Source organism: Nitrospina gracilis Nb-211 (genome assembly GCF_021845525.1).
Lineage (GTDB): Bacteria > Nitrospinota > Nitrospinia > Nitrospinales > Nitrospinaceae > Nitrospina > Nitrospina gracilis_A.
This window is the reverse complement of record NZ_JAKJKD010000001.1, coordinates 2,228,888-2,244,723: the sequence shown is the minus strand read 5'-3', so window position 1 is coordinate 2,244,723 and position 15,836 is coordinate 2,228,888. Positions and strand designations below refer to the sequence as shown.

Below are 15,836 nucleotides of genomic sequence, written 5' to 3'. Positions count from 1 at the left end.
CCGGCTGTTTCCTTGGGTAAGGGAGTGTCCGCTGTAACGGTTAGAGCTCGAATGTTACTCCCACAGGGGTACTGATTTACTGATTACTGACAGGTAACGGTTACGGAGTTGGTGCCGGTGTTGGTGAACCGTACCAGACCGCTGATGTCACCAATGGAGTCACCGCGGCTGAAAGCCGGCTGGCTGGTCAGCACAACCTTGTTGCGGCCCATTTCGCCCATCGGCTTGATACCAACCTTACCGTGGTCGGTCGTGGTCAGGGAAACGTTGCTGTCGTTCGGGCCCAAGGTCAGGGGCACGGTGGTGGCGTTGGAGGATTTCCATACCACCAGGCTTGCGGTGCCGCGATCGTTTGCGGTGTGGCCGAACTCACCTGCGGTTTTGTTTGCGATGGTCTGAACTTCTACGGTGATTTGTTTGGCATCGTTGCAGGACGTGGATTCACCGGGTTTGATGGTACCGGCGAACGCCGTGCCGCTGAAGGCAACAACGCACAGAGCAGTCAGCAAAGAAATCTTTTTCATTCCTCGGCTCCTTTCATCGTGATGTGAGGATAATAAAAATGAAACGTTTAAATGACTAAATGAACTCTCTAACTAAAAGTTTGCTCCCCGCTGTAGCTTCAGGAATTCTTACGTGGACTGGAGCTTGACCACGTTGACACGAACACAGGATTGTTGAAAAACGGTGGTGTGTTCAGGCATCCATTCATAACAAATCCGATAGGTTCCCTGAGAGGTGAATTCGAGATCCATGGATTGGCCTGGCTGAAAGGCCCGAACACGAACCATATTTTTATCCGGGTTGACTCGCGCAATAGAAGTATTGTGGAGCACACGGTCTAAATCGTTTTGAACACGCACCGATTTGCCGGCAGGCACATTAAAGGTGAAGTCGGTGGCATCTCCTTCCACAGAGGTCAGGGAGATGGTCCGGAGGAGGTTAGCTCCTGCACCGGCCTGGACGGTGGTGATGAACAGTGCGGCCGCAGTGATGGTCGCGGCAAGCAGGGCTTTTCGGGAAAATGGCGTCACAATATTCCTTTCCTTCGATCTGCGCCGTTCAGAATCTCATAGCCTGAATACTTACAAACGCAATTTCGAAAAGAGCAAAGTGATTGTTATGCCCAATACTGAGATTCCAAGTAAGAAGGAGTTTAATAAAAGGAGAGAAGGTTCACTATCAGTGAACGCCTATTTTTAATGTAGGAATTTAACCTACTATAGATAGAATTGTTCGAAACCATTTTGGGGTGCTTCTGTCTGGGTCTAATTCCTATCTTGTGTCGTATTTTTTCGACTTGAAGGGGTGAAGCAAAAGGGTGGGGTTTCGTTGTTTGAAAACCCAGAGGTGGGGAAAAATGTTACCGCGTTTTGGTTAGATGAGGCTGTAATTGATTGCGTAATGAATCAGTTCCGCGTTCTTTTTCATTTTCATTTTTTCCAGAATGCGGGACCGGTGCGTGCTGATGGTCTTCACGCTCAATGACAATTCATTGGCAATTTCCGTCAACGACTTGCCGCGTGCAATCATGAGAAACACCTGGTATTCGCGGTCCGACAGGGTTTCGTGCAACGGCTTGTTGGTTTCGAGGAAATCGAAAGCCAGCCGTTCGGTGATTTCCGGGCTGGCGAACTTGCCCCCCTGGGACACCTTGCGCACGGCATGCAGTAACGTGTCGAGAGCGCTTTCCTTGGTGAGGTAACCCGCCGCACCCGCCTTGATGAAGCGCACCGCGTACTGGTTTTCCGGGTACACGCTCATGATGAGGATCGGCAGTTTGGGGTATTCCGTTTTGATTTGTTTGACCACTTCCAGACCGTCTTTGCCCGGCATGGAAATGTCGAGGATCACCAGGTTCAAATCCTGGTCGCGGATTCTGTCCACGACGTCGTTGCCGTTGTCGGCTTCCGCGACGATTTCGATGTCTGGGGTTTCCGAAAACGCGTTTTTGAGTCCACGGCGAAACAGGGGGTGATCATCTGCGATCATGATTCTGATCTTTTTCTTGGAGGTCAGGACTTCAGTGGTCATAAATTCAGCTCCTATCCTAAATTAGTTTCTGCTGATGTTGATGGTTACCAGCGTCCCTTCATTGGGTTTGCTGACAAAATTCACAGAGCCCCCCCAGACCCGTGCGCGTTCCTGCATGCCCAGAATGCCGAGAGAATGGCCATTTTTCAGCCTATCCGGGGTGATCCCCACCCCATCATCCTGAACACACAATGATACCATACCATTTTCGTCACTCAGTTTCACGCTCACATTCTCCGCTTTGGAGTGACGCGCGACGTTGGTGAGCGTTTCCTGAAAAATGCGGAACAAGGTAGTCGACCGTTCCTTGTCGAGGTTTTCCGGCTCACTGTCGCAATCGAATTCGAATTGAATACCGGTCAGGCGCTCGAACTCCTGCCCCTGCCACGAGATGGCCTCTTCCAGGCCGAAATGATCGAGGATCGGTGGGCGCAGATCGTGAATCAACTGCTTCACCGTCGGGATGGTCTGGTCGATCAACTCGATCACCGTTTCTGCGTTTTCCTTGAGATCCGGATGGCTCACTTCCAGCTTCTTGCACAGCCGTGCCACTTCCAGTTTCATTGTGGTCAGCACCTGCGCCATCTCGTCATGAATCTCGCGCGCGATGCGCGACCGCTCTTCCTCGCGCACCGTTTCCAGTTTGTTGTAGAGATTGCGCAGCTGCTGGCGCGATCGTTCGATTTCCTCTTCCGCCAGTTTGCGTTGGGCGGCGACGCTCAACAAATACGCCAGTCCGTCCAGCAGATGCCGTTCTTCCTTGCGAAAGGGACCTTCGTCCAGGTCCGGCTTTTCCTCCAGGTAACAGACCTCCAGCGATCCCTGTTGAACACCGTGGATGGTCAGCGGTGCGGACATGGTCCACGGCGTTTCACGGAAATCCGGCGGGGCGAAAGCCTCTTCCCCGAACACGACCTTCACGCGGGTAATCTCCGGGAACTGCCAGGCCGACGCCACGTATGATTGAAGGTTGTTGAACACCTCGCGGATGGTTTTGGTGTTGGCGATCAGGTTGGCGACGTTGTAGAGACAAGTCTGTTCGTTGACGCGTTCCTTCAAAAAGTGAAGCAGTTGTTCCTGTTCGTCCTCGGCGCGCTTACGCTCCAGAACGCGGCCCAGCAGGGTGCCGATGTGGCCCATGACTTCCAGCATGTCGTCGTTCGGCGGTTCCGCGCGCGGCGAGAAAAATTCCATGATGCCCGCCACCTCACTGCCGATGAGGATGGGAAACGCAAACCCGGCTTTGACGCCGATGTTGGGAGACAGGCGCGCGCGCGGGAAGTTGGGGTCTTTGTTGACGTCGATGATCCAGGCCGGCTTGCCGTTGGCCAGCACGCGGCCCGGAAGCCCGATGCCGACATCGAAAACCGTGCCTTCCGAAACGGAACGGAACGTTTGAAACTGCTCCGGATTTTCCAGATGCCACGTTGTGGTGGAAATCAGATTGGGATTGGAGGGAGAGTCCACCAGGTACAGGTGGCCCACCGGCCATCCCGCCTGGTGACAGATGCGCCGCAGGCAATACTGCAACGTTTCCTCCACCGCCCGCGTTTCGTTGGATGCCACGGCGATGTCCTTGTGCAATTGCACGAACGAACTTTGCCTTTGAAGCAATTGGTAGGCGTGGTCCTCGGATTTCTGCTGGACCAGACACAGCCAACCCGCAAGCCAGATGGTGAGGGTCGATCCCAGCCGGTCGAGGAGTTCCTGGTAAAGGTTGGGACCATCCAGCGCAAGATAAAATCCGATCATGTTCAGCATCGTGGCCAGCAGCGTGGCCATGATCAGGAAATTCTTATGGCGAATGCGTAGAGCGGCGAGGACCAGAATCACGTAAAAAAACCCGTCGATCGTGCCTTCCGGCAATACCAGGTCGATGACGAACAAAAAGGCGGCGAGAACGCCCCATAATAATTTTACGAATTCCGGTCGTGTTTCCATATCAAGGTACCCAATAGAAGGTAAGTCTGTGGGATAGATGCTTGATCCCGCATTATAATCAATTTGCAACACCCCCGTGCAACTTATCTGTGTGAAAAGTGGTTTTCCTTGTCCGTCTCGAATTTTTTGGGGTAGTCTTTTGAGCAGGAATGCAAATTTTCGGAAGGACATCGTGGTGCCATGAAGACAAGATTTCTTATCATTTTGGTTTTGTGGACTTTTGCTCCCCCTGCGTTTGCCTTGGAACAGCGCGGCGAACTCATCCTTTATAAAGAACCTTTGTTTGAAATTGAGGATGCGAGGAAGCTGGTATGTCAGGGTTTGTACGATGTTGAATCGGGAAAAGACGTGGCCAGCATGAAGGACTTCCGCGACTACTGGTGTCAGGGGCGATACACACTGACTTTGGAAGGCGGGCCGGGAAAAACCGTCACCCTGTTTGGACTCTTTGAGTACCGCAAGGACCGCGGGTTCCTGGTGATCCGCAAAACCGACAACCGCAAAGTGTGGTTGATCAACCTGGACCTGCTTCCCGAAAACAAATGGGTGACGCGTCCTGCCGACGAGCAATCCGGAGGGGTGGAAATTTATTTCCATGCGGCGCCGCAGTTCAGCCAGAACATTTCATCGGTCAAGTGGGGCAAGTGGTGGGAGGGCAACGAGCCACGGTGATCGGCAGGAGCGTGGTTGTTTTTTACGGCGCGACTGAAAAGGAGAGCATGAACCCATGCAGATTACGCAAGTGGAGTGCCGGTCCATCCTGACCCGTGCCACCGGTTACCTGAAGACCGTGTGTTCGCATTCGCTGAACCCCTACACCGGGTGCGGACTCGGCAAATCCGCCTGCGGCGCGGCGTGCTACGTGCGCTTCAATCCGTGGCTGACGCGTGGCCGCGAGTGGGGCGGATTCCTCGACGTCAAAACCAACGCCGCGGAAGTGTACCTCCGTACCGTTGGTACCGAACGCCAGTGGGCGCACAAGCGGTCGCAACGGTTCTCCATTTTTCTCTCCAGCTCCACCGAGCCCTGGCAGGCGGCGGAAAAAAAGTTTCGCATCACGCGCGCGTTGTTGAAAGCCATGCACGACGCGCCGCCGGATGAGTTGATCCTGCAAACGCACACCACGGGCATTCGCGAAGACCTCAAGCGTGTGCATTCCCTGTCACGGCTTTGCCGCCTGCGCGTGCACGTTTCCATCGAAGGAGACATCGAACACCTGCCCGGCATGCCGCCGCCTCCTGTCAGTCTGGAAGACCGCATTTGCCTGTTGCGCGAGTTGTCGCAGGCAGGCATCGATACGGTGGCCTGCATGGCGCCATTGTATCCGGTGCGTTTCCCGGATGCGTTTTTCGAGAGGCTGGCGAAGACGGGCATCGTGGGGGTGGTGATCGACCACTTTATCGAAGGCGACGGCACCCCCGACGGCGCGCGCACCCTGAAAACACCGCTTCCCGCCGCCATGGCGCAGGTGAATCCGGCTTCCTTGAATAAGGAATACCGCGATACGCTGGCGGCCATCGCCGCGCGCTACCTGCCGGTCGGCATTTCCTCTGCGGGATTTGCCGGACACTACCGGATGCCGACGCACCCAACCGCACGTTGAGTCACACCGTTTCTTGTTGGCGCGCTCAGTGCTTGCGCGGCTGCACGCCGATGTGCACGTAGTTGTTGAAGCGGTTGACGCGCAGTTCGATGAACGTCGTCGTGTTTTCGTAGAAGAAATTCTTCGGCGGTTTCAACGTGCCACTGGTGTCGTGGATCACGATGTTCTCGAGGTCCTTGTTCTCGTACTGAATCCCGTCGTCCACTTTGGGCACGTGCACGCGCATGCTGAGTGCGGGCTTGGCGCTCAAAGCTTCTTCCGCTTTGTTCAAGAAGGCGCGGATTTCCTCCAGGTCGACCAGGAACCGGCGGAAGCTGGCGTCCGTCTGGTTGGTGTGAAAGTTGGAGGTCAGGATTTCGTGCACTTCCTGGCTGAGCTCCTTTTCCAGCTTGTCCATTTTGGAATCGTCGGCCAGTCCTTTTTTCGACAGGCGGTGCGGACGAAAAATGAAAAACTCCACCGTGAAGTCCTTGATCGAATCGCCCAGGTCATCCACCGCATGCAGAACGAACTGCTGGAAACGCGGTTTCCCGGTTTTCTGGTAACAGCTTTCCGTGTACTGTTCCAGGTCGTTGACCAGCTTTTCAAAATCCTTGGGCGTCTTGGTGGTGAGCGCGCGCAGGACGAGTCCGCCGACCATGCCTTTGTCGCCGGCCTTGGGCGAGGTCGGTTCGACGATGGAGCCGTGATCCACTCCCGCGATCACGCCGAAACCGAAATCGTCCGGCGGGTTCTGGTACACCCAGTCGTGGTGCTGTTTGGCCGGGTCCCTGCCGGATTGGGAGAAATCGAGCACCAGCTTGGCGGTGTCGAGGGAGGTGCCGGCGATGACCACGGTGCCGTCGGTGCCCGGCTTGTTCACCCAGCCGCGCAGGCCCTCGTAATCTTTCAAGCCGACGAGGATGGTGGTCTGGATCTGCCCGCGGTTGTAATACGGTTCCTCCCGCAACACGTCTTCATGCGCCAGGTCCCACTGGTAGGGGCTGGCCAGTTCCAACCCGTTCAGCAGGTTGCGCCCGACTTCCAGCATGTCGCCGATCTTCCATCTTCCTTTAAACAGGCTTCCCATGAACGATTTGCCGCGGTGCGCCAGAGGTGAGCCGAAGTTCGCCGGGGCCAGCATGACCAAACGCTTCACCGGGCATTGCTCGATGCGCTCGTGGTAGTACTGCCAGATCCAGTGGCGGATCACCAGCCCGCCGGTGGAATGCACGATCACGTTCACGTCCTGCAGCTTGTTGCCGTCGGCGTCGATGAGGCCGTTTTCGATCATCTGGTCGTTCAGGCCGTCCACCACGTCGTTGAAGGTGATGTTGTCCTCCCGCGATTCGTAGTCGGCGTAAAGGATGGTCTGCACCGTGCCGACTTTGTTATCGATCAAAAACTGCTTCAGTTTTTTGAACGAGTTGGAGCAGTCGCTCCAGCCGTGGATGATCAGGGTGGTGTCTTTGGCCATGGTGGAGTCCTTTCCGGAACGGTTGAAACGGTGAGGGGCGATACATTGGAATACGGAAATTATACTTCAGGAACAGGGGAAGGCCAAATTTAGATGGCTCGCGCGGTCACTCCGGCCGGGTGGAGGTGAGCGGCGGGCGTGGCGGCAGGCTGTAGTCGCCTGCAACGAAGGTGGTCATCAACCCGCTCCGGTCGCCGGGCCACACGCCTTTGGCCTCGTTGTCCGGGGCGTTCCCGGAGAATACGAGATATCCGTACTTGCCGTAGTGCGGCAGTTTGCGCATGAGGCCCGGAAGCGCGGCGGCGGTGTGCGGGATCACCCACGTCACGGAATGCTCCGGGTTTTCGGGGTTGGGTACGGTGAAGATGAAGCTGTTCTCTTCATACATATACAGTCTGCCGTTCACGGTGATGCCGAGTTCGCCGGGATAGACGCCGTACTCTGCCAGCTTGGGGAGGAGGGCTTGCGCTCTCAGGTTGTGGCGACCGAACACCCACGTCGCCGTGCCACCGCCGAACTTGTACACCTGGTCGAGAACCATGTCGGACAGGTTGTCCACCGACGCGGCGAATGCGTGGAACCCCTCGATCAGATCACGCGACGACACGCTGGGCATCACCGCCACCGCCTTGCCGTCGCCGTACGTCTGGCCGATACTGGCAGGCACTTCTTTCCGGGAAAGTTTGCGGAACACGTCGTAATAGGGATCGAGCATGACGGCCTTCGGTTCGCCTTCCACGAACACGTTGACGTGTTGCACTGCCTGGGCGTCGATCGGCACCAGTTCGATCTTCGGTTGCTCCGCGCCCTCATACCACACCGCCACCGGCAGTTTGAAAGCGAACAGCGGCCGGGCCTGTTTCTGTTTGATCTCCAGCGTCAGGCGGTACGCGTCGGGAAACGGCTCCACCGTGGTGTGGGCCAGTTCCAGTTCCGGCGCGCCTTTCTCCTCGATCCACTGGCGGAAGAAGGTATCCAGACTCCGGCCGTGGTACAGCTCGAAATGCGCGCGCAGGTGTTCGAACCCGGCGCGGTGAAAGCGTTGCGTGAAATAAAAATCCGCCAGCGCTTCCAGGAAAATCTTGTCGCCCACTTCCAGCCTCAGCATGTTGAGCACCATCAGCAGTTTGCCGTAACCGATGGCCTGCGACGCCATGCTGTGCCGCGACATGAATTTTGCGATGGGAATTTCGTTGCTCGTGTTGACGTAGTTCAGGTACTTGATCAACTGCTGAAAGCGGTAGTCGGGGCCGTGGCCGTCCAGCTGTTGCAGGAGGTGATCGCTGAGGTAAGCGGTGAGGCCCTCCGACCAGTTGCCGCCGGTGGCATCCACATACACTCCGTTACCCCACCAGTTGTGCAGGATCTCATGTGGAAAAGAAGTGTGCAGAATGAATGGGAAGCGGATGATGCGCGACCCCAGCAGGGTGAACGACGGCATGCCGTAACCCGTCTGCACCGAGTTCTCCACCAGGGCGAACTTGACGAACGGATACTCGCCAAGCAAACGGTCGTAAAAACGGATGTAACTTTTCGCCGTGTCGAGGTACTTCTGCGCCAGCGCCTCATCCGGCGCGCGCAGGAAGGCGTAGAGGGTGACGTCCTCGTAGCGGTCCTTGTACTCGATGTAGCGGTCGGCGACGATGTAGATTTCCTGCATCGGGTCGTCGCACTGCCAGAGTGTGTGACGTGGACCGTTGTGTGTGGTCTCGCGGATGCGCTTGCCCTGGCTGATGACTTTCAGGTCGCGCGGCGTCGCCACGCCCAGCGCAAAGGTCATGAGCGGTTCGCCCGAAGCGCTTTCCAGCCGCGGGTAAAAATAGCTCTCCGACGACAGAAAAATCCCCGTGTCTTTTTCATCCTCTTCACCGGGAACCGCCTCTCCCCCCGAATCGCCTTCCGGGCGCAGGGGATCATGGTATCGCCCTTCATAACGGAACAGCACCTGTAGAAAATCCGGCCATCGTTTGCCATCGGGTTTCTGGATGAGGATGCGCTGGCGCGGCGGCAGGTCCCCGGCGGAGTCCTCCACCTTCGTCACCTCCGTCTTCCATTCACCCTGGTGCGGGATTTCGACTTTAATGATGTTGTATGCGGCGTGCAGGGTGAACGCCAGCGATTCGGCGGAAAGCGAGTTGGGGTACAGGGTGAGGGTGTCCTCGATCTCGGCATGATGCCGGTCCGGGTCGAGCGTCACCGACAGTTTGTGGTTGATGGGGCGATGGAACGACTGCGCGAATGCGGGAACGCTTGCCGCCAGCCAGGCCAGGATGAGGGTGAAAAAGAAAAAGCGTTTCATTTATCAGAATCAGGACACCACGGCGTCGATGCCCCGGTAGGTGCTTCCAAGAATGCGCACCACCACGCGGTTGGGCAGGCAGGCGGCGATGCGGTCGGCGTACTGGATGTAACCGGACTTGATGCACAGCTTGCGACTGCACGGCGATTTCAAAATGCGCGCCTTGCCGTCCTGAATCTGCACCTCGGTTTCACCGAGCGGACCTTCCACGTGGACGAGCTGGTTTTTCTTGAGCGGCAGGCGCTTCACCTCCTTCTGGCTGACCTCGATGACCACCCAGTCCCCGGCGGTGCGGGTGTAGTCGATCCCCGAAAACAGGGCGAGGTTCGCCGCGAACAGGCAGGCGATGAGGATTTTGTCGGCACGTGTTGGTTTCAGCATGATTCGGTGTTTTTCCAGTTGATCCGTTTAAGTGTAACACGCTCCAATTCAGGGGAAAACAGGCAGAACGCGAGGGCCCCTCATTTATAGAATATTCAGCAGGTCCAGCCGTCCGCCGAGTTTGGTTTCCAGGGTGTGGCGAAGCGGCTGGTGACCGGGTTCTTTCAACCAGGGGTCGCGGTCGATCAACGCGAAGGCCTCCTTGCGCGTGGTCTGGATCATGCGCAGATCGCGTACCAGGTCGGCGAAGCGGAGCGTCGGCATGCCCGCCTGTCGCGTGCCCAGAAAGTCGCCGGGGCCGCGGATCTTGAGATCCTGCTCGGCGATGACGAAGCCGTCGCCGGATTTCAGCATGGCGTCGATGCGCGCGGTCGCATCTTCCGATAAGGGCGGGTAGGTGACCAGCAGACAGTGCGAGGCGTGGCCGCCGCGTCCCACTCGCCCGCGCAGTTGGTGCAGTTGCGCCAGGCCGAAGCGTTCGGCGTGTTCGATCAACATCACCGTCGCGTTGGGCACGTCGATGCCGACCTCGATCACCGTGGTAGCGACCAGGATATCCACCCGGCCCTGGTTGAACTCGTTCATGATGGCCTGCCGCTCTTCTTTTTTCAACTTGCCGTGAATGAGCGCGAGCCGAAGATCCGGAAAGCGTTGGACGAGGTCGGCGTGCACTTCCTGCGCGGTTTTGAGCGGCATCGCCTCCGATTCCTCGATCAGCGGACACACCACGTAGGCCTGCCGTCCGTGCTGGATTTCCCCGCGCAGAAGTTGATAGGCCTCGTCGCGGTGCTTCGCGTCGTAACTGCGGGTGGCGATGGGCTGACGGCCCGGCGGCATCTCGTCCAGGATCGACACGTCCATGTCGCCATACAGCGTGAGCGCGAGCGAGCGCGGAATCGGCGTGGCGGTCATGATGAGCACGTGCGGCGCGGTTCCCTTTTTGCCGATGGCCTCGCGTTGCAGAACGCCGAAGCGGTGCTGTTCGTCGATCACCGCAAGACCCAGGTCGTGGAAGTCCACGTCCTTTTGAATGAGCGCGTGCGTTCCCACGGCGATCTGCGTCTGCCCCGTGCGGATGCGCTCCTGAACCGCCTGCTTCTCCGCCGCGGGCAGGGCGCTGGTGAGGAGATCGAGTTTCACTCCCAGTTTTTCGCAATAGGGCAAAAGGTTCAGGTAATGCTGTTCGGCAAGCAGTTCCGTCGGCGCCATCATCGCCCCCTGCAAGTTGTTGTCCACGGCGGTGAGGAGCGTGGTCAAAGCGACCAGTGTCTTGCCGCTTCCCACGTCGCCGTGCAGCAGGCGGTGCATGGGATGCGGTTTTTCGAGGTCGTCCATGATTTCGCCCAACGCCCGTTTTTGCGCGCCGGTGTACTGGAACTGGAGGAGTTTGACGAAGCGGTGGATGAGGTCACCGCGGGTTTGCAGGGCGCGGCCGGGCACCTCCTGCCAGGCGTGTTTGCGTTTGAAGGCGAGACCCACCTGGATGAGAAACAACTCCTCGAACACCAGCCGCACCTGTTGCCGTGTGCGGAACAGGTGCAGGTGATCGGCGCGCGTTCCGGGCGGCGGGAAGTGCGTGTCCCGATAGGCCTGCACGCGCGGGGTGAGTTTGTTGCGTTTCATCACATCCTCTGGCAGGTATTCCTCCAGCAAAGGCGCGTAGCGGTCGACGAGGGTTTTCATGATGGTGCGGAGCGACTTCTGGTGCAGGCCCTCGGTGGTGGGGTACACCGGCACGATGCGCCCTATTTCGAGCGTGGCCGGGGCGTCGTCTTCGGTGATTTCGACGTCGGGGTGGACGATCTCCAGCCCCGCACCGAGGTAGGTGTTGTCTTTCGCCTTGCCGGAGACGATGCAGTGGCGGCCGACGGTGTAGCGTTCCTTCATATACGGCTCGCGGAAGTGGAACCACTTGCCGCGCAGGGTGCCGGTGTCGTCCTCGAAGATGACCTCGAACACCTTGCGCCGCCGCCCCAGCCTGAGGGTCCCGGCGTTGAGGATGGTGGCGCGGAAGGTGGCGAACTCGCCGGGCTTCAGTTCGGCGATGGTCTGCACCCGGCTTCGGTCTTCGTAGCGGTTGGGCAGGAGGGCGAGCCCGTCCTCGACGGTGACGATCCCCAGTTTTTCCAGCAACAACGCCCGTTTGGGTCCGACGCCCTTGACGTACTGGAGGGAGTCGGCAAGCGACGGTTTGGGAGGTGCGGATTTGTTTTCGGCCATCTGGATTTTGCGGTTCTGGGTTTGGAGGACCGTTTTCTTTGTTTCCGGCATCGTACCTTATGAAAAGGGTTCCTTATAAATGATAATTGACTGGACCTCACGCCGGAAGTATCTTAAATAAATGTAAAAGCAATGATTATAAGCTCTTTGTAGGGATTTTCGCCCGGAGAATCTCAACCGTGTATGCGTAAGCTCAGTGAAATCACAGAAGCCGTCCAGGCCTACCATCCCACGGCCAACGTGGACATCATTCTTGACGCATACATTTATTCCGCCAAGGCCCACCGCGGGCAGAGCCGCCGCTCCGGCGAGGCCTATCTGTCGCATCCAGTAGAGGTCGCTTACAACCTGACCCGGCTGAAGATGGACGAACGCACCGTCGCCGCCGGCCTCCTGCACGACACCATCGAAGACACCCTGGCCACCGCCGAGGAAATCCGCGAACTGTTCGGCGACGAAATTTACGGCCTGGTGGACGGGGTGACGAAGATCGGCGAGATCGAGTTTTCCAGCCGCGAGGAAAAGCAGGCGGAGAACTACCGCAAGATGATCCTCGCCATGGCGCGGGACATCCGCGTGGTCATGATCAAGCTCGCCGACCGGGCGCACAACCTGCGCACGCTGAGTTCCCTCGACCCCTCCCGCCAGAAGCGCATTGCCCGCGAGACATTGGACATCTATGCCGCGCTCGCCAACCGCCTGGGTATCGGCTGGCTGAAGGCGGAGCTCGAAGACGGATCGTTCAAGTACCTGCATCCCGAACAATACCAGGCCATCGTCAACCGCATGCACAAGGGACAGGGCGAGCGTGACGAACTGGTGAAGAACGTGTACACCCTGCTGGAGAAAGAACTCAAAGCCGCCGAGCTGGACGGCGTCGTCACCGGGCGTTCCAAGCATTACTACAGCATCTATAAAAAGATGGTGACTCAGCAGATCGACCTGGAGGATGTGTACGACCTCATCGGCGTGCGCGTCATCACCAACAGCGTGAAGGATTGTTACGCCGTGCTCGGGCTGGTGCATTCGTTGTGGCGGCCGATCCCCGGTAAGTTCAAGGACTACATCGCCATGCCCAAGCCGAACATGTACCAGTCCCTGCACACTACGGTGAACGGTCCCAACGGCCAGCGCGTGGAGGTGCAGATCCGCACGAAAGAAATGCACCGCGTGGCGGAGGAGGGCATCGCCGCGCACTGGCAGTACAAGGATGGCGGCGGACTGGCGAAGAACCTCGACGATCACCTGAGCTGGGTGCGGCGCCTGCTGGAAGACCAGAAGGACATCAAGAACCCGAAGGATTTTCTGAGTTCGTTCAAGGTCGATCTGTTTTTCCAGGAAGTGTACGTGTTCACGCCGGAAGGCGACGTCATCGCCCTGCCGCGCGGCGCGACGCCGGTGGATTTCGCCTACCAGGTGCACACCGATATCGGCAACCACTGCCTCGGCGCGAAGGTGAACGGCAAGATGGTGCCGCTCCGCTACAAACTGAAAAACGGCGACCGCGTCGAAATCCTCACCTCCCAGCAACGCCATCCCAGCCGCGACTGGCTGGGCTTCGTCAAAACCTCGAAAGCGCGCAACAAGATTTCCAACTTCATCAACAGCCGCGAACGCCAGCAGAGCCTGGAGCTGGGGCGGGAGATTCTGGAGACGGAGGTGCGCAAGTACGGCCCGGCGACGGGGGATCTGTTAAAGGGCAAAGCGTTGGAAGAGGCCGCGCATGCCTGCGGCTACAACACGCTGGACAGCCTGTTCACCGCAATCGGGTTCGGCAAACTGCCGCCGCACCAGGTGGTGGAAAAACTGTTGCCGAAAGAAACACTGGAGGAATACCGCAAAAAATCCACTGCCGTCAAAGTGGCGCGCAAACCTTCGTCGAAGGAAAAAGACATCGGCATCAAGGTCAAGAACTTTGGCGACCAGATGATGATCCGCATCGGCAAGTGTTGCAACCCCGTGCCCGGCGATCCGATCATCGGGTACATCACCCGCGGGCGCGGCATCTCCGTGCATCACAAGGAGTGCCCCAGCGTCGAGGCTCTGACCAACGAAACCGAGCGCATGATCGAGGTGGAATGGGATACCGTGCACAAGACGCCGTTTCAGACGCCGCTGGCCATCGTGGGGGAGGACCAGCCCGGTCTGCTTGCCACCATCAGCAGTCTCCTCGCGTCACTCGATGTCAACATCACCCGCGCCAATGTGGTGCAGGCGACGCACAAGCGCGCGTTCTTCGAGTTGGACGTAGAGATTTTCGATCTCAGCCATCTCAAGAAAATCCTCGAGGCGCTGAAAAAGACAAAAGGCGTGATTCACGCCGAACGCGTGAAGGAATTCAAGAAAAAGGGGACGGACAAAAAACGCAAGGTGGGGGAAATCGGTAAACAGATTTAGACGGGGAAGGGGAGTTCCCCGCCGTTCAGCCGGTGGCAGCCGTCTGGGTGGGGCGATTGCTGGCCGGAACCTTCATCACCTTGCCCGCTTTCAGACAGCGGGTGCACACCTTCATCGTTTTTACCGCGCCTTTATGCACCACACGCAGTTTCTTGAGATTGGGAATCCACCGGCGCCGCGTCTTGTTGTTGGCGTGGCTCACGTTGTTGCCAACCAGAGGACCCTTGTCACAGATTTCACATCGCTTGGACATTCAATGCTCCTGCTTACAGCCGTTAAATTGAAAGGGGTAAGGTACCACAGGCCTCGAAAGACGGCAAGTGGAAGATTCCAAAAAAACAGGGGTCTGACGTAAAATTTCCGGGCGGCCCGGTCCGCGGCCACAAAAAAAAGCCCGGCTGGGAAGCCGGGCTCAAAACGGTAATACAACAAGGGGTTGAGATTTATTCCAGAAACTTCGACTCGGTCAGGATTTCTTTCAAAATGCTCTCGGCCAACACATCGCTGTCCACATGGAAGGTGCCGTTTTCCACTTGGGACTTGATGCGGTTGATCTTTTCGGTCCGCACGTCGGGAGAGGCTTTGACCACATCCAGAGCCTTCTGAATGGTTTGCCCCTTTGCGGACAAGGCAATCTGTTCTCCGCCGGCGTTGGACGCCCGGGAAGAGGCAGTGGATGTGGGGTCGGCCGGATTGCCTTTGACGTTCGGCCCTTTCACCTTGTCCGGGGATACCTTGTTTCGGATTTTGAAATCATCGCCCTGGATTTCCATAATCTGAACCTTCAACAAATTTTTGAGTCGTTTTCCGGGGCCGGTCTGCGTGCCGTTTTGCCCCGCAGTTTAATTATCGGAATCCGGTGAATAAACTTAAGGGCTTTTTTTGCGGGCTTGGGAGAAAACCCTTTTGTTCATTAAAGATATCTGTAATATAAAGCGTTGTCAAGGCAGGACCCGGATGGTCGACGTTGTTTCGGGTATGTCGAATTTTCCCACTTGGCGGGAAATTTTTGTTTTGGCGGCGAGTTTCAATGAGTTATAAAAAACCGGCGGTGGCGGTGGATTTGATCATCGAGATCGAAAACCGGGGAATCGTGCTGATTGAGCGCAAAAACCCGCCGCATGGGTGGGCCTTGCCCGGCGGATTTGTCGATTATGGAGAATCGTTGGAAAACGCCGCCATTCGCGAAGCCCGGGAGGAAATCCAACTGGAAGTCCACCTTCTGGGCCAGTTCCACAGCTATTCCCGTCCGGACCGCGACCCCCGCATGCACTGCATCTCCACCGTGTTTGTGGCCCGCGCGGAAGGCGAGCCCAAAGCCGCGGATGACGCCCGCCGGTGCGCCCTGTTTCCGCACGACCGCCTGCCGGAGGACCTGGCGTTCGACCACGCGGAGATCCTGCGGGATTACCTTGAAAACCGGTGGGGCACCTCCCACCCGGCGGATTCCGAATTTTCCTGATTCCAGAGGCATGGCATGCGGCGAACACAGTGGTTGGGGGGAC

General features: G+C 57.6%; 14 protein-coding genes. 4 read left to right on the top strand and 10 right to left on the bottom strand.

Annotated features, from left to right (window positions below; all coding sequences use genetic code 11):
* Positions 1 to 83 precede the first annotated feature (83 nt).
* The 4 genes from J2S31_RS10620 to J2S31_RS10605 form a co-directional block, all read right to left on the bottom strand.
* Positions 84 to 524 carry a hypothetical protein gene (locus tag J2S31_RS10620; RefSeq protein ID WP_237099066.1) on the bottom strand — a complete coding sequence of 147 codons (441 nt, stop codon included), beginning with the start codon at positions 522 to 524 and terminating at the stop codon, positions 84 to 86.
* 108 nt (positions 525 to 632) lie between these two features.
* Entirely contained in the window at positions 633 to 1,034 is a 402-nt protein-coding gene (locus tag J2S31_RS10615) for a hypothetical protein (RefSeq protein ID WP_237099065.1), read from the bottom strand.
* 343 nt (positions 1,035 to 1,377) lie between these two features.
* Positions 1,378 to 2,034: a response regulator gene (locus J2S31_RS10610; RefSeq protein WP_237099064.1), complete on the bottom strand. Its 657-nt coding sequence runs from the start codon at positions 2,032 to 2,034 to the stop codon at positions 1,378 to 1,380.
* Between the two features lie 21 nt (positions 2,035 to 2,055).
* The gene (locus J2S31_RS10605) at positions 2,056 to 3,975 is read right to left on the bottom strand and encodes a GAF domain-containing sensor histidine kinase (RefSeq protein WP_237099063.1); all 1,920 of its coding nucleotides are present in this window, start codon (positions 3,973 to 3,975) and stop codon (positions 2,056 to 2,058) included.
* A 180-nt stretch (positions 3,976 to 4,155) separates the two neighbouring features.
* Between J2S31_RS10605 and J2S31_RS10600 the strand changes: the two genes are divergently transcribed.
* Both J2S31_RS10600 and J2S31_RS10595 read left to right on the top strand, forming a co-directional pair.
* Positions 4,156 to 4,647, top strand: coding sequence for a hypothetical protein (locus J2S31_RS10600; protein WP_237099062.1), 492 nt, complete (start codon positions 4,156 to 4,158; stop codon positions 4,645 to 4,647).
* 55 nt (positions 4,648 to 4,702) lie between these two features.
* Positions 4,703 to 5,578: a hypothetical protein gene (locus J2S31_RS10595; RefSeq protein ID WP_237099061.1), complete on the top strand. Its 876-nt coding sequence runs from the start codon at positions 4,703 to 4,705 to the stop codon at positions 5,576 to 5,578.
* Positions 5,579 to 5,603: 25 nt separating this feature from the next.
* On the opposite strand, the gene J2S31_RS10590 is transcribed toward J2S31_RS10595, so the two are convergent.
* The 4 genes from J2S31_RS10590 to recG form a co-directional block, all read right to left on the bottom strand.
* Positions 5,604 to 7,034, bottom strand: a complete 1,431-nt coding sequence (locus J2S31_RS10590; RefSeq protein ID WP_237099060.1) for an esterase/lipase family protein — start codon at positions 7,032 to 7,034, stop codon at positions 5,604 to 5,606.
* Positions 7,035 to 7,140: 106 nt separating this feature from the next.
* Complete coding sequence (locus tag J2S31_RS10585) at positions 7,141 to 9,333, bottom strand: M1 family metallopeptidase (RefSeq protein ID WP_237099059.1); 2,193 nt, start codon at positions 9,331 to 9,333, stop codon at positions 7,141 to 7,143.
* 9 nt (positions 9,334 to 9,342) lie between these two features.
* Positions 9,343 to 9,714 carry a NusG domain II-containing protein gene (locus J2S31_RS10580; RefSeq protein WP_237099058.1) on the bottom strand — a complete coding sequence of 124 codons (372 nt, stop codon included), beginning with the start codon at positions 9,712 to 9,714 and terminating at the stop codon, positions 9,343 to 9,345.
* 84 nt (positions 9,715 to 9,798) lie between these two features.
* The gene (gene recG, locus J2S31_RS10575) at positions 9,799 to 11,985 is read right to left on the bottom strand and encodes an ATP-dependent DNA helicase RecG (protein WP_237099057.1); all 2,187 of its coding nucleotides are present in this window, start codon (positions 11,983 to 11,985) and stop codon (positions 9,799 to 9,801) included.
* Between the two features lie 132 nt (positions 11,986 to 12,117).
* Here recG and J2S31_RS10570 point away from each other — a divergent pair, with 132 nt between their 5' ends.
* Positions 12,118 to 14,331 (top strand): RelA/SpoT family protein, encoded by a 2,214-nt coding sequence (locus tag J2S31_RS10570; protein ID WP_237099056.1) that lies wholly within the window; start codon positions 12,118 to 12,120, stop codon positions 14,329 to 14,331.
* A gap of 25 nt (positions 14,332 to 14,356) precedes the next feature.
* Here the strand turns inward: J2S31_RS10570 and rpmB are convergent, their stop codons facing one another.
* Complete coding sequence (gene rpmB / locus J2S31_RS10565) at positions 14,357 to 14,584, bottom strand: 50S ribosomal protein L28 (RefSeq protein ID WP_237099055.1); 228 nt, start codon at positions 14,582 to 14,584, stop codon at positions 14,357 to 14,359.
* Positions 14,585 to 14,774: 190 nt separating this feature from the next.
* The gene (flgM, locus tag J2S31_RS10560) at positions 14,775 to 15,104 is read right to left on the bottom strand and encodes a flagellar biosynthesis anti-sigma factor FlgM (RefSeq protein WP_237099054.1); all 330 of its coding nucleotides are present in this window, start codon (positions 15,102 to 15,104) and stop codon (positions 14,775 to 14,777) included.
* A 257-nt stretch (positions 15,105 to 15,361) separates the two neighbouring features.
* On the opposite strand from flgM, the gene J2S31_RS10555 reads away from it, so the two are divergent.
* Positions 15,362 to 15,793 carry an NUDIX domain-containing protein gene (locus J2S31_RS10555; RefSeq protein ID WP_237099053.1) on the top strand — a complete coding sequence of 144 codons (432 nt, stop codon included), beginning with the start codon at positions 15,362 to 15,364 and terminating at the stop codon, positions 15,791 to 15,793.
* Positions 15,794 to 15,836: the final 43 nt, after the last annotated feature.